At 62.6% G+C, this 23,232-nt stretch carries 17 protein-coding genes; 6 read left to right on the top strand and 11 right to left on the bottom strand.

Annotation, left to right across the window (positions count from 1 at the left end; all coding sequences use genetic code 11):
* The first annotated feature begins 283 nt into the window (after positions 1–283).
* Entirely contained in the window at positions 284–3,937 is a 3,654-nt protein-coding gene (locus E8E75_RS09310) for a transporter substrate-binding domain-containing protein (protein ID WP_280358593.1), read from the top strand.
* Here the strand turns inward: E8E75_RS09310 and E8E75_RS09315 are convergent.
* Entirely contained in the window at positions 3,931–5,127 is a 1,197-nt protein-coding gene (locus tag E8E75_RS09315) for an EAL domain-containing response regulator (RefSeq protein WP_120653469.1), read from the bottom strand. The genes E8E75_RS09310 and E8E75_RS09315 overlap by 7 nt on opposite strands.
* A gap of 163 nt (positions 5,128–5,290) precedes the next feature.
* On the opposite strand from E8E75_RS09315, the gene E8E75_RS09320 reads away from it, so the two are divergent.
* On the top strand, positions 5,291–5,926 hold the full coding sequence (locus E8E75_RS09320; RefSeq protein ID WP_120653468.1) for a response regulator transcription factor: 636 nt from the start codon (positions 5,291–5,293) through the stop codon (positions 5,924–5,926).
* Between the two features lie 11 nt (positions 5,927–5,937).
* Here the strand turns inward: E8E75_RS09320 and E8E75_RS09325 are convergent, their stop codons facing one another.
* From E8E75_RS09325 to gbcA, 5 genes are all read right to left on the bottom strand, one after another.
* Entirely contained in the window at positions 5,938–8,388 is a 2,451-nt protein-coding gene (locus tag E8E75_RS09325; RefSeq protein ID WP_256672594.1) for a fimbria/pilus outer membrane usher protein, read from the bottom strand.
* Positions 8,389–8,618: 230 nt separating this feature from the next.
* Positions 8,619–9,359 carry a molecular chaperone gene (locus tag E8E75_RS09330; RefSeq protein WP_120653466.1) on the bottom strand — a complete coding sequence of 247 codons (741 nt, stop codon included), beginning with the start codon at positions 9,357–9,359 and terminating at the stop codon, positions 8,619–8,621.
* A gap of 74 nt (positions 9,360–9,433) precedes the next feature.
* Positions 9,434–10,003 carry a fimbrial protein gene (locus E8E75_RS09335; protein WP_120653465.1) on the bottom strand — a complete coding sequence of 190 codons (570 nt, stop codon included), beginning with the start codon at positions 10,001–10,003 and terminating at the stop codon, positions 9,434–9,436.
* A gap of 492 nt (positions 10,004–10,495) precedes the next feature.
* On the bottom strand, positions 10,496–10,816 hold the full coding sequence (locus E8E75_RS09340; RefSeq protein ID WP_120653464.1) for a hypothetical protein: 321 nt from the start codon (positions 10,814–10,816) through the stop codon (positions 10,496–10,498).
* Positions 10,817–11,307: 491 nt separating this feature from the next.
* The gene (gbcA, locus tag E8E75_RS09345) at positions 11,308–12,597 is read right to left on the bottom strand and encodes a glycine-betaine demethylase subunit GbcA (protein WP_120653463.1); all 1,290 of its coding nucleotides are present in this window, start codon (positions 12,595–12,597) and stop codon (positions 11,308–11,310) included.
* 364 nt (positions 12,598–12,961) lie between these two features.
* Here gbcA and gbcB point away from each other — a divergent pair, with 364 nt between their 5' ends.
* Positions 12,962–14,065, top strand: a complete 1,104-nt coding sequence (gbcB, locus tag E8E75_RS09350) for a glycine-betaine demethylase subunit GbcB (protein ID WP_153917539.1) — start codon at positions 12,962–12,964, stop codon at positions 14,063–14,065.
* A gap of 293 nt (positions 14,066–14,358) precedes the next feature.
* Positions 14,359–14,964 carry a glutathione transferase GstA gene (gene gstA, locus E8E75_RS09355; RefSeq protein ID WP_120653461.1) on the top strand — a complete coding sequence of 202 codons (606 nt, stop codon included), beginning with the start codon at positions 14,359–14,361 and terminating at the stop codon, positions 14,962–14,964.
* A 119-nt stretch (positions 14,965–15,083) separates the two neighbouring features.
* On the opposite strand, the gene fusA is transcribed toward gstA, so the two are convergent.
* Both fusA and E8E75_RS09365 read right to left on the bottom strand, forming a co-directional pair.
* Positions 15,084–17,129 carry an elongation factor G gene (gene fusA / locus E8E75_RS09360; RefSeq protein ID WP_153917537.1) on the bottom strand — a complete coding sequence of 682 codons (2,046 nt, stop codon included), beginning with the start codon at positions 17,127–17,129 and terminating at the stop codon, positions 15,084–15,086.
* An 877-nt stretch (positions 17,130–18,006) separates the two neighbouring features.
* On the bottom strand, positions 18,007–19,047 hold the full coding sequence (locus E8E75_RS09365; RefSeq protein ID WP_120653459.1) for a low specificity L-threonine aldolase: 1,041 nt from the start codon (positions 19,045–19,047) through the stop codon (positions 18,007–18,009).
* Between the two features lie 207 nt (positions 19,048–19,254).
* Between E8E75_RS09365 and E8E75_RS09370 the strand changes: the two genes are divergently transcribed.
* A complete protein-coding gene (locus E8E75_RS09370; RefSeq protein WP_120653458.1) occupies positions 19,255–19,557 on the top strand; it encodes a hypothetical protein in 303 nt (100 codons plus the stop codon).
* A 101-nt stretch (positions 19,558–19,658) separates the two neighbouring features.
* Here E8E75_RS09370 and E8E75_RS09375 read toward each other — a convergent pair whose 3' ends face one another.
* Genes E8E75_RS09375 through E8E75_RS09385 form a run of 3 tightly spaced genes read right to left on the bottom strand, consistent with a single transcriptional unit; the run spans position 19,659 to position 21,393 of the window.
* Positions 19,659–20,078: a thioesterase family protein gene (locus E8E75_RS09375; RefSeq protein ID WP_120653457.1), complete on the bottom strand. Its 420-nt coding sequence runs from the start codon at positions 20,076–20,078 to the stop codon at positions 19,659–19,661.
* 1 nt (position 20,079) lies between these two features.
* A complete protein-coding gene (locus E8E75_RS09380) occupies positions 20,080–20,982 on the bottom strand; it encodes an alpha/beta hydrolase (protein ID WP_153917535.1) in 903 nt (300 codons plus the stop codon).
* 12 nt (positions 20,983–20,994) lie between these two features.
* A complete protein-coding gene (locus E8E75_RS09385; protein WP_120653455.1) occupies positions 20,995–21,393 on the bottom strand; it encodes a thioesterase family protein in 399 nt (132 codons plus the stop codon).
* A gap of 514 nt (positions 21,394–21,907) precedes the next feature.
* Here E8E75_RS09385 and E8E75_RS09390 point away from each other — a divergent pair.
* Positions 21,908–23,232 (top strand): L-serine ammonia-lyase (locus E8E75_RS09390; protein ID WP_280358601.1); only part of this gene is annotated, 1,325 nt, incomplete at its 3' end.

The following is a 23,232-nucleotide window of genomic DNA, read 5'->3' on the forward strand; positions in this document are numbered from 1 at the left end:
ATCCTATTCAGAATCTAAGCAACTTGTCGTTCAGACTGATCCGATAACTTCGTACTAACTTTCACCTGCCCTTGAGGCTTGCCAGCACTGTTTTTGGGTATCTCAAGTAGCGGGTGAATGTTCAGGGCCGGAAGTATATTGGCGGTTTGCCTTTTGATTTGACGTTTAGGAAGTTTCCTACAGCGCCTGTAGGCAAGCTTCCTGGAGTGTTCCCCAGCCCGATTAAAGTGCCCTATCTCAACTAATGTTCTGTTCATTCAATTCTTCGAGGCGGACTGGCCAGGTGACCTGTAATTTCATTTCCAGAGCACGGCTGCTGCCTGTCCTGTTCCTCTGCTGGCTATTTCTGGCCGGGACAGCTGCCTACGCTTGGGAGGATGCCCGCCCACTAGTCCTTTCCAGCCAACTGGTGGTCGACCAGCAGGAACTGCTGATCAGCGAGGAAGACTGGCACTGGCTACGGCAAAAGCGCGAGCTGGTGCTGGGGGTTGCGGGTGGCGAGTTCGCGCCCATGGAAATCATCGGACGTGCTGGTGGCTACGAGGGCATCGCGGCCGACGCTATGGCACTGGTCCAGCAATTGCTCGGCATGCAGGTCCGGCTGCGTCGTTATGCTGACCGGCCGGCCCTGCTGCAGGCCCTGGTCGCCGGCGAGATTGACCTGCTGGTTGGCGACGGGCAGGACGGTGCCGGCCTGCCGGTCGTTCGCAGTCTGCCCATTGCGACCGATCGCCTGGCGCTGTTTCGCCGCTATGACGATAAGCGCGACTTCCCGCAGGACCTTGCCGGCATCACCGTAGCCCTGGTGCCTGGGCACGACCAGGCCCTCGGCCAGCGTTATCCCGGCGCGCGGCAGGTTGTTGCCCGATCGGTGGAGGATGGTCTGGCGGCGGTGGCGTTCGGCGAGGCTGACTTGCTGCTTGGCGACCTGCTTCCGGTCTATTACCAGCTCAACCGCAACTTCTACGGCATGGCCAGGTTCGACCGCTTTGTCGACCAGCCGGATGTCGGTATCGCATTCATCGTTCGGGAGCAGGACCAGCGCCTGTTGCGTAGCCTCGATGCCACACTGCGGGCGGTTGGCCGGGCGCGGCTCGACGAGATATCCCGGCGCTGGATGGGCATTGGTGTGATTCCAGTGCGCGACCTGCAGCCGCTAACCCCCGAGGAAGCACGCTGGACGCAATCCCATCCAGTCGTGCGGCTGGTGATAGACGACGACAAGGCACCGCTGGCGTACTTCGACGACAGCGGGCAGTTGCGTGGCGTTGTGGCGGACCTGTTGGAAATGGTCTCGGTACGCACCGGGCTGCGCTTCGAGGCAGTCAGTCATGCCGGGGGGCCGGCACGCCAACTCGAAAACCTGCAAAGCGGCGATGCGGACCTGGCCATCCTGACCCCCAGCAAGGAGCGCGAAGGCCAGCTGCGCTTCACCCGGCCTATCGCCAGCAGCCCCTTTGTGCTGGTGGCGCGCATGGACGCAGGCGGGCAGGCCGAGCCGATCGGGAGGAGCGGTCAGCGCCTGGCCGTCAGCCGGGGTAACGTGGCCCGGGAAGAGGTCCACCGGGTCTACCCGGAGATGCAACTGGTCGACGCCGTTTCCTCTCTGGATGCCATGAACATGGTCCGGTCCGGCGAGGCTGACTATGCGTTGGTGGCAATGCCGGTGGCGCAGTACTACACCGTGCCCCTGTTCGAGAACAGTTTGAAGATCGCGACCCTGGTACCCATCGAACCGGCGCTTGCCAATTTCGCCGTGCGCCGCGCCGATACCGAGTTGTACTCGATCATCGAGAAAGCCCTGGCCAGCATTTCGCCGGACGAGCTGAACGCAGCCTCCAATCGCTGGCGCGGAAGCCAGGGCATGAGCCCGCAGACCTGGCGCGACTACAGCACGCTGATTCAGCGCATCCTCATCGGTTCGGCCCTGTTGTTGCTGCTCGTTCTGGCCTGGGTCCTGCACCTGCGGCGCGAGGTGCGTCGCCGACAGACGGCCGAGCGCCAGCTCAGCGACGAGCTGCGCTTCATCGAAACCCTGACCGACAGCATGCCGCCACCGCTCTATGTGCGGGATAACGAGGGGCGGCTGCTATCGTGCAACCGCAGCTATTCGACCAGCCTCGGACTGGCTCCGGAACAGGGGCGTGGCCTCACCGCGATGGAGCTGCCCGCGGATGTTTTCGAGGCAGCACCGGAATTCCACCGCCTGTACCTCCAGGCCATGGCGGAAGGGCGGATGATCAAGGGCGTCCACCACGTTCGACTCGGCGGCAAGAGCCTGTGGATCGATCACTGGATCCAGCCCTTCCAGGACTCCACCGGCAAGGTGAAGGGCGTGATCTGCGGGTGGCTCGACATCACGGAGCATCGTCATCTGGTGCAGGAGCTGGAGTCGGCCAAGAACCTGGCCGATGAAGCCAGCCGGGCCAAGACTACGTTCCTCGCGACCATGAGCCACGAGATCCGTACGCCGATGAACGCCGTGATCGGAATCCTCGAGCTGGCATTGAAGCGCGCTGCCGATCAGCCCATCGACCGCTCCAGCATCGAAGTCGCCTACGGCTCGGCGCGAAGCTTGCTGGCGCTGCTCGGCGACATCCTCGATATCGCCCGTATCGAGTCGGGCCGGCTCAGCCTGGCGCCACAACGGGCCAGCCTGCGCGAGCTGGTGGAGTCGGTGGCAAGGGTGTTCGACGGGCTGGCGCGGCAGAAACGCTTGAGCCTGTTGCTGGATATCGATTCCAGTATCCAGGGCGACGTGCTGGTGGACGCCCTGCGCTTCAAGCAGATCCTCTCCAACCTGATCAGCAACGCCATCAAATTCACCCGCGAAGGCAATGTTCGTGTGCACATCCACGGTGAGGAACTGGAAGGCGAACTGCTGCGTGTCCATCTGGCTGTCGAAGACACCGGCATCGGTATCTCGCAGGAGGAGCAAGGGCGGCTGTTCCGCCCCTTCGCCCAGGTGGAGCGTGGCAATCACCAGACAGAAGGCGCAGGCCTGGGGCTGGTCATCAGCCGGTCGCTCTGCGAAATGATGGGTGGCCGGCTGAACCTGACCAGCACGCCCGGCCAGGGCACGCGGATCGACGTGGAGCTGCGCCTGCATCGTCTCGAGTCTGTCGACGAGCCGGCGCTGCCCTCGTCCGATGGCGTACTGCAACGCCGCAGGTTGCGCGTGCTGGTGGTCGATGATCACCCGGTGAATCGGCAGATCCTCGCCCAGCAACTGGGTTACCTGGGACACGAAGTGGTTGCGGTCGAGAATGGCGTGGAGGCCCTCGCTGCCTGGCGGGCGTATCCGTTCGATGTGATTGCCACCGATTGCCACATGCCTCGGATGAGTGGCGCCGACCTTGCCCGCGCTGTTCGCGCCGAAGAGCGCCAGGGGCTGCGTCCGCCGACGCTTATTCTCGGGCTTACGGCCGATGCCCAGCCGGAAGAAGTCGAGCGGGGACTGCAGGCTGGCATGGACGACTGCCTGATCAAACCAATCGGCCTCGACCTGCTGGAAGAAAAGCTTTGGGGGGCGTCTGGAGGCGTGCCCGTGGCCGATACGAACTCGACGCCAGCATCGACGGGTACCGCGCTGTTCGACCTGTCGCCACTGGCACCGCTAACCGGCGGTGATAGCGTGCTGATCCGCAATCTGGTGAACGAGTTGCTGGAGACCAATCGCCGGGATCTGGCGCCCTTGGTCGAGTTGGCCGGGAAGAGCGATGCGCCGGCACTGGCGGAACTCGCCCACCGACTCAAGGGTGCCGCACGCGTGATCCGGGCGGAGACGCTGATCGCCGCCTGCAACAGTCTCGAACAGGCGTGCAAGCTACCAGCGCCACAACCCTCCGACCTGCGCGCGGGTGCGGACAGACTGCGCGGGGCGATGCTGGAGCTGGAAAGCGCGTTGTTGGCAGAGATGGCCCAGGGGGATCAGTGAATTCCGGGCTGCGGATGATTGGCCAGCAGGTTACGGAAGCTACTGCGATCCAGTGGCCGCGCGAAGAGAAACCCCTGCGCCACCTTGCAACCGAGTGACAGCAGACGGTCACGCTGCTCGTTGGTTTCCACACCTTCCACCACCAGGGTCAGGTCCATGGCATCGGCCATGGCGACGGCGCTGCTGATGATCGCCCGGCTGCGTGGCTGGTTGTTCAGCTTGCGGACGAAGGCGGCATCCAGCTTGACCTGGCTGAAGGGCAGTTCACACAGGCGATCCAGTGATGAGTAGCCGGCACCGAAGTCATCCATGGCCAGTCCACAACCCATCAGGCGCAGGCGAACGAGGCTTTCCAGGCTGGCTGCTGGCGCTTCTACCAGGCCGGTTTCCGTGAGCTCGAAGGTCAGTCCGGAGCCTGGCAGCCCAGCCGATTCCAAGGCCAGGCCAACGCGCTCGGCGATGTCGAGGTTGCCCAGTTGCCGGGGATGGATATTGAAGGCGAGGTTCACCTGACGGCCGCTGCGGGCGAGTTCCTGTTGCAGTTCGAGGCCTTGTTCGACGAGCTGCCAGAACAGGCGATCGATCAGGCCATGGCGTTCCATGACGGGCAGGAAATGGCCCGGCGACAACAGGCCCCGCTGTGGGTGGCGCCAGCGCGCGAGAACTTCGGCGCCGTGCAGTTCACCGCTTTCCATGCACACCTTCGGCTGGAAGAACGGCTCGAATTCACCTTGCGCCAGGCCCTCGAGGATCTCCTCCAGAGTGGGTGGCGCGCTCGTCGTGGTGAAGGCTTCTATCCTTGCCGGAAGTGCGGCGTGGCGTTCCAGCAGGCCGGCTGCGCGCTGCATGTCGAAGGGCTTGCCGAGGTCACCGAGGAAGTCCAATCCAAGGCAGCGGATCATGGCTATTGTTGCTTGACGCAGCTCGGGTTCCACTTCGCTGCTGAGGATCACCGAACGGATGACGCCGGCCTGGCTGGCATGGCGGAGGAAGGCTGCTCCATCCATGCCGGCCATGCGCAGGTCGCAGAACGCGATGTCGACCCCGCCGCAGGATTTGAGCAGGGACAAGGCGCTGGCACCGTCCTCCGCTTCGTGGATATTCACGAGCCCCAGCTGCCGAAGGGCGGTCACAGCGATCAGGCGCTGGAACGGTTCGTCTTCCAGGACCAGAATGCTCAGGTTCTTCATGGCGGGCTCGACATAATTTGGGATAACGGCCAAGTTACATAGCGATGCACGCCTCCAGCTAGGCGATGCTTCCTAGGCGGCTGTAGGAAATTTCATCGGTGGTCGGCTTCGGCCAAATTTGGGTGCAGCGTCATGGATGTCTGGCCCCTTTTTCGAGGTTGCAATGAGAAGTGCCCTGATCGTCGACGATCATCCAGTGATTCGCATGGCCGTCCGCATGTTGCTGGAGCGCAATGGGATGGAAGTCGTCGGTGAGGCTGACAATGGCGTCGATGCCTTGCAGCTGATCCGCCAGCATGAGCCGGATATCGTCATTCTGGATATCGGCATTCCACGTCTCGATGGCCTGAATGTCATCTCGCGAATCCAGGCGCTGGGACTGGACAGTCATGTGCTGGTGCTGACCTCGCAATCGGCGGAGGGCTTCGCCCAGCGCTGCTTCCAGGCAGGGGCAAAGGGCTTTGTCAGCAAGGAAGAGGACTTGCAGAACCTGCTGACGGCCATCAACGCCATCAACGCTGGATTCACGGTCTTTCCGTCCACTTCGCTGAATGGCAGCCAGACACCCGTGCTGAGCGAAAGTGAGCTAGTGGAGCGGTTGTCCAACCAGGAACTGATGGTTTTGCAGTACCTGGCGACCGGCCTGTCGAACAAGGAAATTGGCGAGCGCATGCTGCTTAGCAACAAGACCATCAGCACCTACAAGACTCGCATTCAGCAGAAGCTCAACCTCGGGTCTTTGCTGGAGCTGATCGAATTCGCCCGTCGCAATGACCTTGCAGAACGACCCGAAGGCTGACTTTTCGTCCGTCAGCCCTGGCAGTTGAGCCGATAGCGCTGGTAGTTGCTGGATTTGTCCTGCGGCGGTAGCGCGTAGGCGGCGGAGCACTGCTTGCCGCTCCACTTGATGGTCAGCGTGGCCTGCTCTTCTTCGACCATAGCCAGAGCCCGTCCGCTCGGGTCCGAGATGGCGAGCTGCTTGCCACTGGCATCCTCCAGCGAGGCGCCGAACGGAATAGGCTCGCCCAGGTTGTCGAACAGCTGGAACTGGACGCGGCGACCCTTTTTCCCTTCGTACCGGGCCCGGACTATAGCTCCGCGGCGTGGTACCACCTGCTGCGTGGCGTTTTCGATTTCGATACCGCCGCCAAGGTTGCGAGTGTCTAGAGTGATCCAGTTGACCCGGTAGGGTTGGGCGTTGGGCATTACCGCATAGCCGTTGTAACCGGTTTTCACACCGCTGTAGTTGCTGAGGCCAACGCCTGGGATATCGGGGACTTCCACCAGGGCGAACGTCTCGCCCACTGGCTGGCCCAGGTTGATCCCGCCGGCATGGGCGACAACGGAGCCGGCCAGGGTGAGGCTCTCTGCCGTATAGCCGCTGCCTTTGCTGTAACCCAGGGTTATGTCCGCCATCGACGTGCGGCTGTTCAGGCTGGCCGATGCTGAGCTGCCACTGCCGCTGTTCTTGCTGCCCTGCACCGAGTAGGAAGTATCGTTGTCATCGGACAGGTAGCCGTTAACCCCTACCTGGGTGCTGTCGCTGTGCTTCTGGCTGGTGGTCGAGACATAGGCACGTGGCGCGCGTGGTCTCGACCCCAGCGGGAAGGAGACGGACAGGTTGAACTGGGTGTCGTCGTTCGACTGGCCGGAGGAGCCGATGTTTCGCGTCTGGCTCACGCTGAAGCTGTAGCTGACGTCGCGCCAGCCATTGGAGTAGCCGGCGGAATAGCTGCGCGATCCTCCACGATTCCAGTAGCGCTCGTCGCTGGCGTTGATGTAGAGGTTGCCGTATTGGCGCTGCCCCAGGGTCTGGTTGACGGTCAGGTCGGTACGGATTTTCGAGCGGCCACTGGTAGCCGGCATGCCGCTGCTGAGCTCCTGGACATGATCGGAGAGCGTCCGGTAGCCCTCGGTGGAATAGCGGTAGGCCGCCAGGGTGAAGCTGGTATCGGTTCCGGTGAAGGTTTTGGCGTACAGCGCCCGCAAGCTGTTACCACGCGCGGAAAGTCCGCGCACCTTGCTGGCTGAGTGGGTCAGGTCGACTGACACAGCGCCAAGCGACGTGTTGCGGCCGGCACCGACCGAAACGGCGTTGAAATCCTGGGTCGCCTGGGCGCCGACAATGCTGGTGAGGTTGCTGCTCACGCCATAGGCTGCAGTACCGCTGACAAACCCAGGCGTCTGCTGGTCATCACTGTTGCTGTTGAACTCACCGGCTGAAACGCTGTACTTCAATTGACCTTCGCGGACCATGGTCGGCAGGCTGGAGAAGGCCTGCCGGCTCACTCGGCGGCGGCCATCAGCCTCGATGATGGTGACTTCCAGGTCGCCATTGGAGCCGGTGGGGTAGATGTCGCTGATCTCGAACGGACCCGGTGAAACGGTCGTGGAGTAGAGGATGTAATCGTTCTGGCGGATTTCCACCGTTGCGTTGGTTTCCGCCACGCCGCGAATGACCGGCGCGTATCCGCGCTCGCTGTCTGCGCGCATGGCTTCGTCGGACGCCAGCTTGATGCCGCGATAGCGCACGCTGTCGAACAGGTCGGCATCGGAGTAGATCTCGCCCAGGGTGAACTGCCCCTTGAGGCGGGTGACATCGTGCTGCAGATAGGTGCGGTTGCTCTTGAAGGTACTCGGCCGGCCAGTACCGGTCCGATAGTTGGATTCGTTGCGCAGGCGCCAGGAACCGAGGTTGATGCCACTTCGCAGGCCCATGTTGTTGGCAGTCTGCCGGCCGTAGTCATCCCGGCTCCGGTTGGCATTGAACTGGTAGTTGACGAAAGCCGCGTTGACGCCGTTGTCCCAGAGCGCCGGATCAACGTAGCCACGACGGCCCCGAAGCATGGCAACCTGGGGGATGCTGGCGTTCAGGCGCAGGCGGGTCGAGTCGAAACGCAGTACGGCCTGGTCGATCAGCGTCGCCAGATCAAGACAGGTATCGTCCGCCTCGGGGCTGAGCCTGCCTTGCTCTATCAGCTTGGCCATGTCGATGCCCAACAACTGCAGCAGGTCGAAGTTCAGGCAGGGCTCGACGACACTGGTTTGCGGGTTGCGCAGGAAGTCGATGTCCCGGCGGCCGACCAGTATTCCATTGGTGTAAAGGTCAACCCGATAGTTGCCGGGCAGGACGCTGTTAGCCTGCAGAAGGTTCTGCAGATCGACTGCGGAAGGCGCGCCTTTCAGAAAGGTGGTGTTGAACGATTCGATCTGTGGATCTTCCACCGGCAGCGGTTCGGGATGCTCGGCGCCGAATACCATCGAGGGAAGAGCCAGGGCAATGGCTAGCGCGAGTCTGCTGGGGCGTATCATCGGCGGGGGCTGCCGGTTGGCTGCCGCCAACTTCGCGTTCTGCTCCGATGGGTGACTGGGCCAATTGCTCATTTCTCAATGCCTGCGAAAAGCCTGGTTCACCCCCGGTGAATGAGCGGTGCCAGGCAGGAGCCTGTGACGCCCGCCAGAGGTGAACCAGAGGATTAGGGAAGGGGCCGTTACGACGCCCGGTCGGAGCGTTTTGCCGAGGTGCCCGCGGAGCTGCCGGTCGAGAGCCGTGCGGAGTAAGGCACCTGTGCGCCGTAGTCATTGATGCTGGAGAACGACAGCTCGACGGAGCCCGCGGAGATCGGACGCGGGATGCTGAACGTCTTCTCGTCGCCAGGTGCGACCATCACGGATTCGACGGCCACTTCGCTTCCCAGCTTCACGTCGCTCATGGACACGTGATAGTTGCCGGGGTTGCGCACTTTGAGCTCTGTCTTGCCGGCCTTGGACACCAACTGCCACTGCAGTTGCTCGGGGGCCTTGCTGGCTTCACCGTTCAGGCCCGCCGGGCGGAAGAACACCTTGATCCGCTGGCGTACCGCCAGTTGCAGCGTGTTCTCGGCAGCCGTGGCCTGGGGGATTTCCTGGACGTTCAGCCACACCACCGACTCCCTGTCGCCGGGCATGCCGCTACCCTCGAACAGGACGCGAAGTAACTGCTGCTCGTTCGCCGGGACGCGTGCCAGGGGTGGGGTCACGGCAAAAGGTGGGGGGGCGTCCGTGTCATTTGCGCTATCGATCCATGACTGGACCAGGACATCTTGGCCGCCATTTCGGACGGTGACGCTGGCCTCTTTGTCGGCGCTGTTGAGAATGATGCGGGTGGAGCTGAGGGATATTCCCGCGAAAGTTTGGGACGCCAGCACCAGGCTCAGTGCGCCCAGGCAGGCAGAGATCGTACGACGGAGCATAGGTTTTACCACCAGGTACCAGGGAGGTGGCGAGGCCGGGTGGCCTCGCCCATCTTCAGGGACGCAGTACCGGCTTATTCGTACTGCAGGGTGAACGGCAGGGTCGCGTCACCTTTACCCGCAGTGGCGGACTTCGGGTCAGCGGTGGTGACGTAGGCGGCCGAGAAGGTGAGGGTGGCGTCGGCACCGTTCAGCTCGCTCTCGATCTTGGCGGTAGCCGGGGCGCTCAGGTCGACGATCTGGCCATTGCTGTCCATGATGGCGATGCCGACGTTCTTGGCGGACTCGGTGCCGGGGTTCAGGGCCAGGACCTTTTTACCGGCAACGACGCCGGAGCCGGACTTGGCGTCGAACAGCATGGCAACCTTGGTGCCTTCGTTGCAGTTGATCTTCAGGTTGAAGTCAGCGGCTGCCAGGCGGCCACCGGTTGGTGCGGTGTCGCTGCCCATGTCCTTGATGGAGACGGTGCCCATAGGTACGGAAACGGATTTGTCCTTGCCGGCGGCGCCTTCGACCGAGCAGGCGTCGTTGTTGATCATGCCGGTGAAGTTGATCTGGCCATGACCAGCATCGGTGGCGGCGAAGGCGGAGCCGCTGGCGGCGATGACGGACGTGGCGAGGAACGCGAGGGAGAGCTTTTTCATTCTTTACTCCAAGATAAATTGATCACGAAAAGTGCTGCATCGAAATGCCGGGCCACGATAATCCCTGTTGAGTTTTGGGTATGTCGGATGGGGTTCTTGGCTCTGTAAGGAATTTACGACGACGTCGGTAGCTCGTTTCTCGCCGATTTCTCAAGGCCACTTTCGGCGGGACTGGAAAACGTCGTGAAACTTGTCAGCGGCCCTGTTGCATGGCTTTCGCGAGTCTCTTGGTGCTTTGTGGCGAAGCGTGCAAAGAAAGGAAGTCAGGCGAGGCGTCGGTTTCACACCCGGGTGCAGCCCGACGTTCAGGAGCTTGTGTGCCTGCCCGGGTTGGAATGGATTCTGCGCGAGGGCGTAGTCGATCCGTATCTCGGATCACCTGATGGAAGACCCGACATTTCGTGATTAAACACCCTCTGTTCTGCGATAGAGCGTGCGGTGGGGCGCTGCCTCCACCGGGGCCTGACAAGGTCCGGTGGGGGCCTGGTGCATTCAGTTGAACGTGACTACCACCACCTTGCCGCGGATCGTCGAGCTGGAGGTGCTGGCGACTTCAAAGGTGCTGATGGAGGACGTGTCAGCCACTCCTGCGCACAGCCCGCTCGCGGCGGGGACTGCTCCGGCGCCGTTTGGGCTGATGCCGTTGGCGCGACCCGCATGCCGGTGCCAGGTGGCTGTGGAATACTCACATGGCCCCCTCTCAATGCTTCCTACGAAGTGAATGACTCCATGAGTCGTCTTACCGTCGCTTGCGTGAGAAACCGCTGAAATTACGGTCAGCAGCAGCGCTACGGAGATAAGGATTTTCTTCATGGCATTACCCTCTGTCTGACGTAGGGTCAGTAAAGATCAGACGGCTCTGACGTACTAGATCTTGAGGTTTCCGATTTTTCTGTAGGAATTCGCGGTCCGTCTGAAGTCGCTTCGCATCCTTCGGAGATTTCCTATAAGGAGTGTGTGTTTATCCTCAATTCGTCTGGAATGGGAAACTTCACACAACCAATCTCTCTGAGTATCTGGAGATCATTGAAGGTTTTTCTTGGTTGACGGTGTGTCAGGAAGGGCGCTGGCTCGCAGCGATCAGGAATGGCCGGCAAAAAAAGCCCCCGTCAGGGCCGACATCCCGACGAGGGCGAGGGTGGTCCTTGGGGACCTCAGTGTGATCGTTCGGACCAGGCCTTGAGCAGGCTCGAGGCCAGTCCGTAAAACGTCAGGAGAATAGCGAAGCCCAGGCATACGGACATGGCTGTTCCTCCGGCTCCAGGAGGACGACCGAGGTCGCCTCGCGGAGCTCTCTGGATGAATTACTCGTTGACCTGGCGCAGCTTGGTGGCCGGGGTATCGCCCAGGTTGTTGAGCATGCGTTCGCTGTACCAGTCGAGGAAGTTGATCACGCCGAACTCGTAGGTCTTGGAGTACGGGCCGGGCTGGTAGGCCGTGGAGTTGATGCCGCGCTGGTTCTCTTCGGCCAGGCGGCGGTCCTGGTCGTTGGTGGCATCCCAGACTTCACGCAGGCGCTGCACGTCGTAGTCCACACCTTCTACCGCGTCCTTGTGTACCAGCCATTTGGTGGTGACAACGGTTTCCTGGGCACTGATGGGCCACACGGTGAACACGATCATGTGATCGCCCATGCAGTGGTTCCAGGAATGCGGCAGGTGGAGGATGCGCATGGAGCCCAGGTCCGGGTTCTTGATGCGGCCCATGAGCTTCTTGCTGCCCTGTTTGCCGTCCATGGTCATGGAAACGGTGCCGTCGAGCAGGGGCATGCGCACGATACGGTTGCGCAGGCCGAAGCTGGCGTGGGCGTAGGGGATCTTCTCCTCGTCCCAGGCCTTGGTGCAGGCGGCGACCTGGTCCTTGAAGGCCTGGCTGGCGCGCGGGTCGGTGACGTCGTCCCATTCCAGCAGGGTCTTCAACAGCTCCGGGTGCGAACCGTTGCAGTGGTAGCACTCGCGGTTGTTCTCGAGCACCAGCTTCCAGTTGGCCGCTTCCTTCAAGGTGGTCTGCACGGCCACCTTGGTGTTCTCCATGTCGTACGGCTCCATGTAGTGAGCCAGGGTGGCGAGGAAATCGTCGATGGCCGGCGGGTTCTCGGCCAGGGAGATGAAGATATAGCCGCCGGCGGTCTTCACGTTCACCGGTTTCAGGCCGTATTCCTTCATGTCGAAGTCGGCGCCCATCTCGGTGCCGGCGAACAGCAGGCGACCGTCAATCTCGTAGGTCCACTGGTGGTAGGGGCAGACCAGCTTGGCGACCTTGCCCTTTTCACTGACGCAAAGGCGCGAGCCACGGTGGCGGCAGACGTTGTGGAAGGCATGAACCTGGCCCTCGGCGCCACGAATGACGATGATCGGGTTGTCGCCGATCTGCAGGGTCAGGTAGTTGCCCTTGGCGGGGATTTCGCAGGTCATGCCGGCGATCAGCCACTCCTTGTGGAAGATCTCCTGCATGTCGATCTGGAACAGGCGCTCATCGTTGTAGAACGGCTGCGGCAGGGAGAAGCTGTGATCGCGTTCGCGGAGCATTTCGGCCGTGGCCTTGCGTGCGGGTTCAAGCGGATCGCCCAGGCTCAGGGTGGAAGTGACGTCCATCGGTAACTCCTCAATGGCAGGTCGCGCCGGCGACCGCCGCAAATAAGTGGCTGGTTCGGTTGTCACGCAAGGCGGCGTGACCTGCCCTCGTTTCTCGCCTGCCGATTGGCTGCCCTGCTGCGGGTGCGAGGGTGGTTCGCTCGGAAGCCTTATGGTTCGGCTGGGAATGAGTGTGCTGGCGCTGGGAGGTACGACCTTGTCTACGGGCGACATGGGAACATCCGTTTCCGACGCGCAAGCCCCGGTGGTTGCTGGCAGGTCGCGATGAGCATGTGAATGTCGCGGACAGGTAAATGGGCCGTTTTTGCGTTATTCACAATCCGCCACATTAGGCCGATATCCGGCCACGCGCGGAGCAGCGTCCATGACCAACAACTTCCTCAATCCGATCACGACCCAGACCTGGACCAACGGCCGGCACATGGTTCGCTGCGTCAAGGCGATCCAGGAAACCTGGGATGTGCGCACCTTCTGCTTCATGGCCGACCAACCGATGGTGTTCTTCTTCAAGCCGGGGCAATTCGTGACCCTGGAGCTGGAGATCGACGGCCAGCCGATCATGCGCTCCTACACCATCTCCAGCTCGCCGTCGGTGCCCTACAGCTTCTCCCTGACCATCAAGCGCGTGCCCGGCGGCAAGGTCTCCAACTGGCTGCACGACAACCTAAAAGAAGGCGACGTGATTCCAGTGCACGGCCCGGTCGGCCTGTTCAATGCCATCGACTTCCCGGCGGAAAAGGTGCTGTTCCTCTCCGGTGGTGTCGGCATCACCCCGGTGATGTCCATGGCGCGCTGGTTCTTCGACACCAATGGCGCGGTGGACATGATCTTCGTCCATAGCGCGCGGACGCCGAAGGACATCATCTATCACCGCGAACTGCGCCACATGGCTTCGCGCATCGAGAACTTCAAGCTGCACCTGATCTGCGAGAAGTACGAAATCGGCGAAACCTGGTCCGGTTATCGCGGCTACCTGAGCCGCGCGATGCTCGACCTCATCGCTGGCGACTTCATGGAGCGCGAGATCTTCTGCTGTGGCCCGACGCCTTACATGGCGGCGATCAAGCGCCTGCTGGAAGCTGCCGGCTTCGACATGAAGCGCTATCACGAAGAAGCCTTCGGCCCGACGCCGCCAGAAATTCGCGCGGAAGTTAATGAACATGCTGCCGAGGCGGCCGAAGCCGCTGCCGAAGTGCCGGCGGGCGATATGAACCTGGTGGAGTTCACCAGCACCGGCAAGAGCATCCGCGTGGCGCCGGGCGAAACCGTGCACTCGGCTGCCGCCAAGGTCGGCCTGCACATCCCGAAGGCCTGCGGCATGGGCATCTGCGGAACCTGCAAGGTGATGAAGACTGCTGGCGAGGTGGAGATGGAACACAACGGTGGCATCACCGACGAAGACGTCGCCGAGGGTTACATCCTTTCCTGCTGCAGCGTTCCCAAGGGCGATGTGTCCATCGACTACTGATGGTTTTCTGAGCAGTTCCTGCCAGCCCGCGTCGGTCGAGGGCTGGCGCCATCTATCCACAGCTTGTGGACGCAGCGTTGCACAGCTGTTGTGTGCAACTTGCTGAATTCGCTGAAAAAACCACCAAACTTCGGCAGAAGGCGCAGCTTGCGGGCAAGCGCCAGGCACGAACAGCTTGTCCACAGCCTGGTCCACTGTTCGTGGGGGTAACCCCCGCTATGCTTGTCCGGGCCTTTTTCCGCCGGCGCGCTGCCTGCGCCGGTCCCTTGCGACCTGCCTGAGGTGCCCATGCCATGAAACTCTATTACTCCCCCGGAGCCTGTTCCCTCGCTGTGCATATCGTCCTGTGCGATATCGGCAAGCCCTTCACCCTGGAGAAGGTCGACCTGGCTACACACAAGACGGCGGACAACTGGGACTACTACCGCAGCAATCCCAAGGGTTATGTGCCACTGCTGGAGCTGGACAACGGCCAGACGCTGACCGAAGGGCCGGTGATCTGCCAGTACCTGTGCGACGAGGCCGGGCGCACCGACCTGATGCCGCAACATGGCGACTTGCTGCGCTATCGCGTCATGGAGTGGCAGGCGTTCATCAACAGCGAAGTGCACAAGACACTGGGTGCCCTGTTCAACTCGGCACTGGATGAAAAGGCCAAGGCCACCTACGCCGGCATGGCTCACCGGCGCCTGCTGTGGATTTCGCAACAGCTGCATGGTCGCCAGTTCCTCACCGGCGATGCCTTCACTGCGGCGGATGCTTATCTCTTCACGGTGACCAACTGGACCGGTTTCGTGAACATGGATATCTCCGACTGCCCCGATCTCCAGGCCTTCCAGGGGCGCGTAGCAGCACTCCCGGCCGTGCAGGCGGCGTTGAAGGCGGAGGGGTTGGTCTGAGTGAGTAGCAAACCGGCTGTGGGAGCGATTTCAATCGTGAAAGGTTCACGGCGAACTTTCGGTCCGCTTCCGCGAATGAATTCGCTCCTACAGAAGACAACACCGCAGTTGCGCCCGCTTCAATCCTCCTCCTGCACCGCCTTGTAGCTCCCGGCAAGTTTCTGCTGCACGTCCTGCGGCGCGGCGCTGTAGTGGCTGAGGATCATGCTGAAGGCGCCATGGCCCTGAGTGATTGCCTTGAGGCGACCGGCGTAGCCGTCCAGCTCTGCCAGGGGAACCTGGCCGAATACCAGCGCGAGGCCTTGGGACAGCGACTCGGTGCCGGTGACCTGGCCGCGACGGCCGATGAGGTCCGTCGTGATATCCCCAAGATTGGCTTCAGGCGCGGTTACTTCTACCGCCACCACTGGTTCGAGCACCACTTCGGAGGCGGCGCGCAGGGCATCGAGCATGGCCTTGCGTCCGGCAGCCTGGAAAGCGATGTCCTTCGAGTCCACCGGGTGGTGCTTGCCGTCATAGACAGTGACCTTGAGGTCCTCTACCGGAAGGCCCGCCAGCGGCCCGCAGGCGAGTACCGAGCGCACGCCCTTCTCCACCGAGAGTATGAACTGCGACGGAATCACGCCGCCCTTCACCTCATCGGTGAAGGCGAACCCGCTGCCGCGCGGCAATGGCTCGATGCGCAGGAACACCTCGCCGAACTGGCCGGCGCCGCCGGTCTGCTTCTTGTGTCGGCTGTGCCCCTCGGCGGGGCGGGTAATGGCTTCGCGATAAGGGACCTTGGGCGGACGGGTTTCCACTTCCAGCTTGTAGGTGCCGGTGATGCGATCCAGCAGGTAGCGCAAGTGCAGCTCGCCCATGCCGCGCAACACGGTCTCCTGGGTGGAAGCCTGGTAGTCCAGCTTCACGCACGGGTCCTCTGCCTGCAGCCGGCTTAGCACCTCGGCGATGCGCTGTTCATCGCCGCGGCGTTTGGCCTCGATTGCGAGGCCTTGCATGGGCGCTGGGAAATCCAGGGGCTTGAGATGAATCTGGTCCTCGTCGTGGGAGTCGTGCAGGACCGAATCGAATTCCACTTCGTCCACCTTGGTCAGGGCACCGAAATCACCGGGGACCAGTCGGGTCACTTCCTCATGGCGCTTGCCTTGCAGGCGCAGAAGATGACCGAGCTTGAAAGGCTTGCGCCCATCGCCGACGAACAACTGCATGTCGCGCATCAGGGTGCCCTGGTGTACACGGAAAATGCCCAGCTTGCCCACGAAGGGGTCGATCACCACCTTGAAGACGTGGGCCAGTACGTGTTGCTGTGGGTCAGGCCGGGAACGGAAGGTTTTGGCATCCGCTCCCTCGCCCTTGAGAAAGAGCGGGGGGTTGCCCTCAGTTGGGTTGGGAGCCAGGCGCGCAAGGATATCCAACAACTCGGCCACTCCCGCACCGGTGCGTGCAGAGGTGAAGCACAGGGGAATCAGGTGCCCTTCGCGCAGTGCCCGCTCGAAGGGTTCGTGCAGTTCCGCCGGAGCGATCTCGCCCTGCTCCAGGTAGCGCGCCATCAGTTCCTCGTCTACTTCCACGACCTGGTCGACCAGGGCCTGGTGCGCTTCGGCCACCGAGGAAAAGTCGGCATCGCCGGCCGGCTCGAAGAAGCAATCCACCACGCGGCTCGCATTGTCTGCTGGCAGGTTCAGCGGCAGCACCTCCTTACCGAAGACTTCCCGCAGGTTGGCCAGCAAGGCGGGGAGATCGACCCGATCGGCGTCGATCTTGTTCACCACCAGCATCCGGCACAGCCCGCGTTCGGCGGCCATAGCCATCATGCGGCGCGTGGTCAGCTCGATGCCGCTCTGAGCATTGACCACCACCAGTGCGGTTTCCACCGCCGCCAGGGCGGCAATGGACTGGCCGATGAAGTCCGGGTAGCCGGGCGTGTCGATCAGATTGAGTTCGGCACCCGCGTGGCTGCAGTGCGCCAGGGCCGAGGCGAGGGAGTGGCGGTACTCACGCTCCAGTGGATCGAAGTCACAAACCGTGTCGCCGCGCTCCAGACTGCCGGCGCTGGCAATCGCGCCGCTGCTCTGCAGCAGGGCTTCGGTCAGGCTGGTCTTGCCGCTGTCGCCATGGCCGACCAGGGCGACCGTTCGAATGGATTCCACCGAGTAGTTCGCCATGAGTACCTCCGCACACTGGGTGTTTCCAGTATAGGCAGGCGCCCCATGCCTGCCCCGGATGTCCGGCGCTTTCCGCAACCTGTTGATATTGCTTGAAAAATGTACGAATCACTGCAGGCCGCGCCATTCCTGGTCCCGGCAAGTGTCTGTACAGCTTGTCCACAGAAGGCTCCACCGGCTTTGTGAGTAAGAGCAGGGTTTTCCACCGTTCAAGGTGCGATCAGGGGCGTTCGGAAGCAAAAAAGTTCGACTGATCGGTAATTGATCGACAGGCTGTACAGCCCGCGAATGCTGGCTTTGGGTGACTTGCAAAGAGTTTTTCCACAGGGTTCTTCACGACTTTTGTGTGAAAGTTTTCGGCGAGCGGGATCTATTTTGTGTGAAAAAGGCTGAAGGCCAGAAAAGACGGGGCTTTAGCTATACAGCGGCATCAACAGATTTTCCACAGTCTTATCCACATGATCTGGGGGTAATCGGCCCGCTGATGTTGCTTGGTCAAAAGATGAACAATTCGGTGTATCGCAGGCGAGACTAGGGCTTCAGGAAGTTTTCCACAGTTTGTGTACCTTTCGCTGCACAGATTTTGTGTGGAATAAATCGCAAGTTCTTGAAATAGATCAGAAAATATCCAAGTACTGGGATGCCACGGCTGGCGCGGGCTGCAGCCTTGGCTCTACAGATTGTCCACAGCGTGATCCACGGAAAACGGGGGTAAGGCGGGAAAAGGGCGGGGCGCACGTCTGTGGGAGAAACTTGTGGGGGCGATTTCAATCGCTATGCAGGCCGCAGGCCTGCCCGCCGGAGCGACAAGGGCGCAACTGCGCGGCCCTTAGCGAATGAATTCGCCCCCACAGGGGAAGGAAGCGGGAGGCGTGGATCAGGCCCCCATCGCCGCACGGATATCCGCGGCCAATTCACGCACGCGATCCATCTCGGTGTCCCAGGAGCACATGAAGCGGGCACCACCGGCGCCAATGAAGGTATAGAAACGCCAGCCCTTGGCGCGCAGGTAGTCCAGCGCCGGCTCGGACATCTGCAGGAACACGCCGTTGGCTTCCACCGGGAACATCAGGCTCACGCCCGGTACGTCGGCAACCAGTTCGGCCAGCAGCTGGGCGCAGGCGTTGGCGTGCTTGCCGTAGTGCAGCCAGGCATCGTCCTGCAGCAGGCCAACCCAGGGAGCGGCGAGGAAGCGCATTTTCGAAGCCAGCTGGCCGGCCTGTTTGCAGCGGTAGTCGAAATCTTCGGCCAGCTCGCGATTGAAGAAGAGGATGGCCTCGCCTACTGCCATGCCGTTCTTGGTACCGCCAAAGCAGAGTACGTCCACCCCGGCCTTCCAGGTCAGGTCAGCCGGCGAGCAGCCGAGGAAGGCACAGGCATTGGAGAAGCGCGCTCCGTCCATGTGCAGGTTCAGGCCAAGCTCCTTGCACACCTGGCTGATGGCGCGGACTTCCTCAGGGCGGTAGACGGTGCCCACCTCGGTGGCCTGAGTGAGGGTGACCACGCGGGGTTTGGGGTAGTGGATATCCTGGCGTTTCAGGGCGATCTCGCGGATTGCCTCGGGGGTCAACTTGCCGTCGGTGGTCTTGGCCAGCAGCAGCTTGGACCCGTTGGAGAAGAATTCCGGCGCGCCGCATTCGTCGGTCTCGACGTGGGCGGTCTCGGAGCAGATCACGCTGTGGTAGCTCTGGCACAGAGAGGCAAGGGCGAGGGAGTTGGCCGCGGTGCCGTTGAAGGCGAAGAAGACTTCGCAGTCGGTTTCGAACAAGTCCCGGAAATGGTCGGCGGCCCGCGCGGTCCACTGGTCATCGCCATAGGCGCGTTCATGGCCACGATTGGCCTCGGCCATCGCGGCCCACGCTTCCGGGCAGATACCGGAGTAGTTGTCGCTGGCGAATTGCTGGGTCTGGTCGGTCATGTCCTGGTCCTTCTGTCCGTTCGCCTGCAGGCACAGGCGTATGGGGCCTAACTTTACGCCAGGTTGGACGCTTGGGATTCGTTAGAGGCGACATCCTTTTCCATGGCTGGCGCCTGGTCAGGCAAGGGGAACTCCCGAGGCCATCCAACCCTCAGAAACCAAGAGCCCGCCTCACGGCGACGCCCTGCCCAGGAAGGAGGAACCGACATGCGTTACCCGACCCTGATTGCCCTGTTCATCCCCGTGCTGGTCGGCCTGCCGGCCGTAGCCGCCGAATGGCCGAGCGGCGAGCGCGACCACTTCATTCAGGAGTGCAAGACCAGTGCCCAGGCCAATGTCCCCGGCGACAAGCTACAGCGTTATTGCAGTTGCGCCGCCGACCGCGTCAGCAGCGAGTTCAGCACCACCGAACTCGAAGTGTTGAAGACCCAGAAAACCCCCTTGCCCGAACAGACTCACCAACGCCTGATCAAGGTGTCCCAGTCCTGCCTGAGTCAGCTGAACGGCTGAACACAATCTGATCGATCGGCTGCAGCCCAGGCATTTCGCGGGCTGCGTGGCCGCTCCCACAGTTTGTCCACAGGAACGTCCACGCTTTGTGGGGATAGCCGTCAGTCGACGGGCTGCCAGGCCAACGCCCGCGTGCGGACATCTTCCGGAAATGCCCGGGCCTTGCGTGCCAAGGTGTCCAGGTGCACGCCCACCAGGGTCGTGACGGCGGCGATCTCGCCGGTCTCGTCATTGCGCATCTCGTGGCAGAAGCGGATCGACTTGTCCTTCACTTCCAGCACCCGCGAGTGAATGGACACCACATCCCCGGCATGCAGCTCGCGGCGGTACTCGATCCGCTGTTCCACCGCCGCCATCCCGGCGTTCTCCCCGCGCAGGCGCGAAGGGGCCAGGCCCAACAGCGTGAAGAGCTGCCAGGTCGCTTCGTCGAACTTGCCGACGTACCACATCACGTTCATGTGACCCATGTGATCGCAATGCCAGGGATAGACGGCACCGCGGTAGGTCAGGGAATCACTCATGTCAGGCTGCCTCGTTCTGCCGGGAATGTTCAAAGTCCGCCAGCACCTGGGGGAACTGGTTGATCACGATGGAAAGATGCCCCTCTTGTGGGTAAAGGCGCAGGCTCGCGCGGGGCAAGCGCGCCTGGAGATAGCGCCCCATGGCCTCCGGTACGTGGCGGTCGAGGCCGCTCTGGTAGAGGTGCACGGGCGCCTGGATATCTTCCAGCGCGTAGGGACGGGGCGCGGCGATCAGCCCAGCTTCCAGGCAGGCACCGCGAATGCCTTGGCGATAGGCCTCGGCCAGAAAGGTCGCGAAGTCTTGCGCAGCCAGTGGATCATCTGTCAGCAACTGGCGATCCGGCTCTGCCAGAAGGCCAGCGAGGCCTTTCAGTGCGCGCTCCGGGGTGTGCAGGAACATCAGTCGATCCAGTGACAGCAGCGGGCTGGCCAAGCGGGGATGGAGGCGGGCAAGGCCGAACATCACCTTGAGAGCCGGCAATTGCGCCGTACGCAGTTCGGGGATGTCCATTGGTCCCATGCCGGCCAGCAGCCCGACGTAGTCCAGGCGCTGACCCATCTGATGGGCACAGGCCAGCGCATAGGGGCCACCGCAAGACACGCCGACCACGCCGAAGCGCCGATGGCTAAGGGTATCGGCCATGAAGGCCACGTCGTCGGCCCAGTCGAGGATGCTGCGACCAGCCTGGTAGTCGGACCAGCCGAAACCGGGCCGATCCGGCGCTACCAGGCAGACGTCGGCCGCCAGGGCTTGTTCATGGTGCAGCGCGGCTTGCAGGCGGCTGCCGGGAAAACCGTGGAAGTAGTAGAGCGGGCGGCCTTCGCTGGCGCCGTAGAGCTGGTAGGCCAGGGTGCGGCCGTCTGGCAGCCGCAAGCGCCGGGGCCGGGCATCGGGTCGTGTCATGGGGAATTCGGTTCAGCGTTGGTTGCGGGCATGGGCCCCGGCAAGCAGCCGGTCGGTGGCGACGATGGCGCGGCTGTGCTGGCCCTCGCCAATCAGGCCGCCCTCGTCAAAGGCTTCGACCTTGAACAGGTAGAGTTTGCCTTCCTGACCGAGGAAGGTGGCGCGGGCCGATACGCGGACGCCCACCGGGGTGGCGCCGAGGTGGCGGATATCCACACCGACGCCCACCGAGAGCTGGCCGTCCTGCAGCAGGGGACGCATGCAGCGCGATGCGGCCAGCTCCATCAGGGCGATCATGCGTGAGGTGGCGAACACCTCGGGGAAATCGTCGTCAGGGGAGAGGGGCAGGGCCTTGGCGGTGTCGCTGGGCAGGACGATGAAATCAGCCTCTACCTGGGTGCCGGGATTCATGGGGCGGTTCTCCGTTGTTCTTGTGACTTGAACGTTAGCCTGGGTCTCGGGCTGCTCATAATTTGAACGGAAACTTTTATACCAGCAGCCAAAGCCGGGGGTGGCGCGGGTTACAAAATTTAAGCGTGCGTTTAATTTTCCCTGGGCTGTGCATTTACTGATCAGTTCCGGCAAAGGCCCCGGCCACCGGGCCCCTGGCCGGACGCTCACACCTTATCCACAAGCCCCTGCACAGATTCTGGGGGCAGCTCTTTCTACAAGTGGCTGAAATGGTTCAAGAATTGACCATTTGGCTGGAAGTGGCGCAGTGCCTGGGGCTGGGCGGTGGCTCTACAGCTTATCCACAGCATGATCCCCGGTTTCTGTGGGCGAGGGCGGTGCCCCCGTACATTTTCGGGTCGGATACGGACAGATTCTGCTGATGCCGGATCGGGAGAATCCTGTAGGGAAGGGCAGGCCTGCGGCCTGCAATCGCGATTGAAATCGCTCCCACAGATGTATTCGGGGAACCGGCATGGCTATCAGCGTGTTCGACCTGTTCAAGATCGGTATCGGCCCTTCCAGCTCGCACACCGTGGGCCCGATGCGGGCGGCGGCGCTGTTTGCCACGGCGCTGCGCGAGCGCGGCCTGCTGGAGCAGGTGACGCGGGTCGAGGTGCGCCTGTACGGCTCGCTGTCGGCCACCGGCGTCGGCCACGGCACCGACCGCGCGACCCTGGTCGGGCTGATGGGCGAATGGCCGGATCGGGTCGACCCGAAGCAGATCGCCCCGCGCATCGAGGCGCTGCAGGCGTCCTGCGAACTGCTGTTGGGCGGCAGCCACCCGGTGGCCTTCGACTGGCAGCGCGACCTGCTGCTGCTCGAGGAAAACTTGCCGTACCACCCCAACGCCATGACGCTGATCGTCGAAGGCGAGGCGGGTGAGCTGCACCGCGACACCTACTACTCCATCGGTGGCGGCTTCGTGGTCGACGAGGCCCAGGCCCGCTCCGGCCAGCTCGACCAGGACACCACCGAGCTGCCTTACGACTTCTCCAGCGCCGAAGAGCTGCTGGAACTCTGCCAGCGCCACAACCTGCGTATCGCCGAGCTGATGCTGGCCAACGAGAAGGCCTGGCGCAGCGAAGCGGAGATCCGCGCCGGACTGCTGAAACTCTGGGACGCCATGCAGGAATGCGTGAGCAATGGTCTTGGCCACGAAGGCATCCTGCCCGGCGGGCTGAACGTGCGCCGGCGTGCCGCCAAGCTGCACCGCAGCCTGCAGGAACTGGGCAAGCCGAACGTGATCGGCAGCACCATGAGCGCCATGGAATGGGTGAACCTCTACGCCCTGGCGGTGAACGAGGAAAACGCCGCCGGCGGGCGCATGGTCACCGCGCCCACCAACGGCGCGGCGGGGATCATCCCGGCGGTGCTGCACTACTACATGCGCTTCAACCCCGAGGCCACCGAGGACGACGTGGTGAACTTCTTCCTCGGCGCGGCGGCGGTGGGCATCCTGTGCAAGAAGAACGCGTCCATCTCGGGTGCCGAAGTGGGCTGCCAGGGCGAAGTCGGCTCGGCCTGCGCGATGGCGGCGGCGGGGCTGGCGGAAGTGCTGGGGGCGACCCCGGCGCAGCTGGAGAATGCCGCCGAGATCGGCCTGGAGCACAACCTCGGGCTGACCTGCGACCCGGTGGGCGGGCTGGTGCAGGTGCCGTGCATCGAGCGCAACGCGATTGCCGCGGTGAAGGCGATCAACGCGGCGCAGATGGCGCTGCGCGGCGATGGCGAGCACTTCATCTCGCTGGACCGGGTGATCCGCACCATGCGCGACACCGGCGCCGACATGCACGACAA

Source organism: Pseudomonas sp. BN606 (assembly GCF_029873115.1).
GTDB lineage: Bacteria > Pseudomonadota > Gammaproteobacteria > Pseudomonadales > Pseudomonadaceae > Metapseudomonas.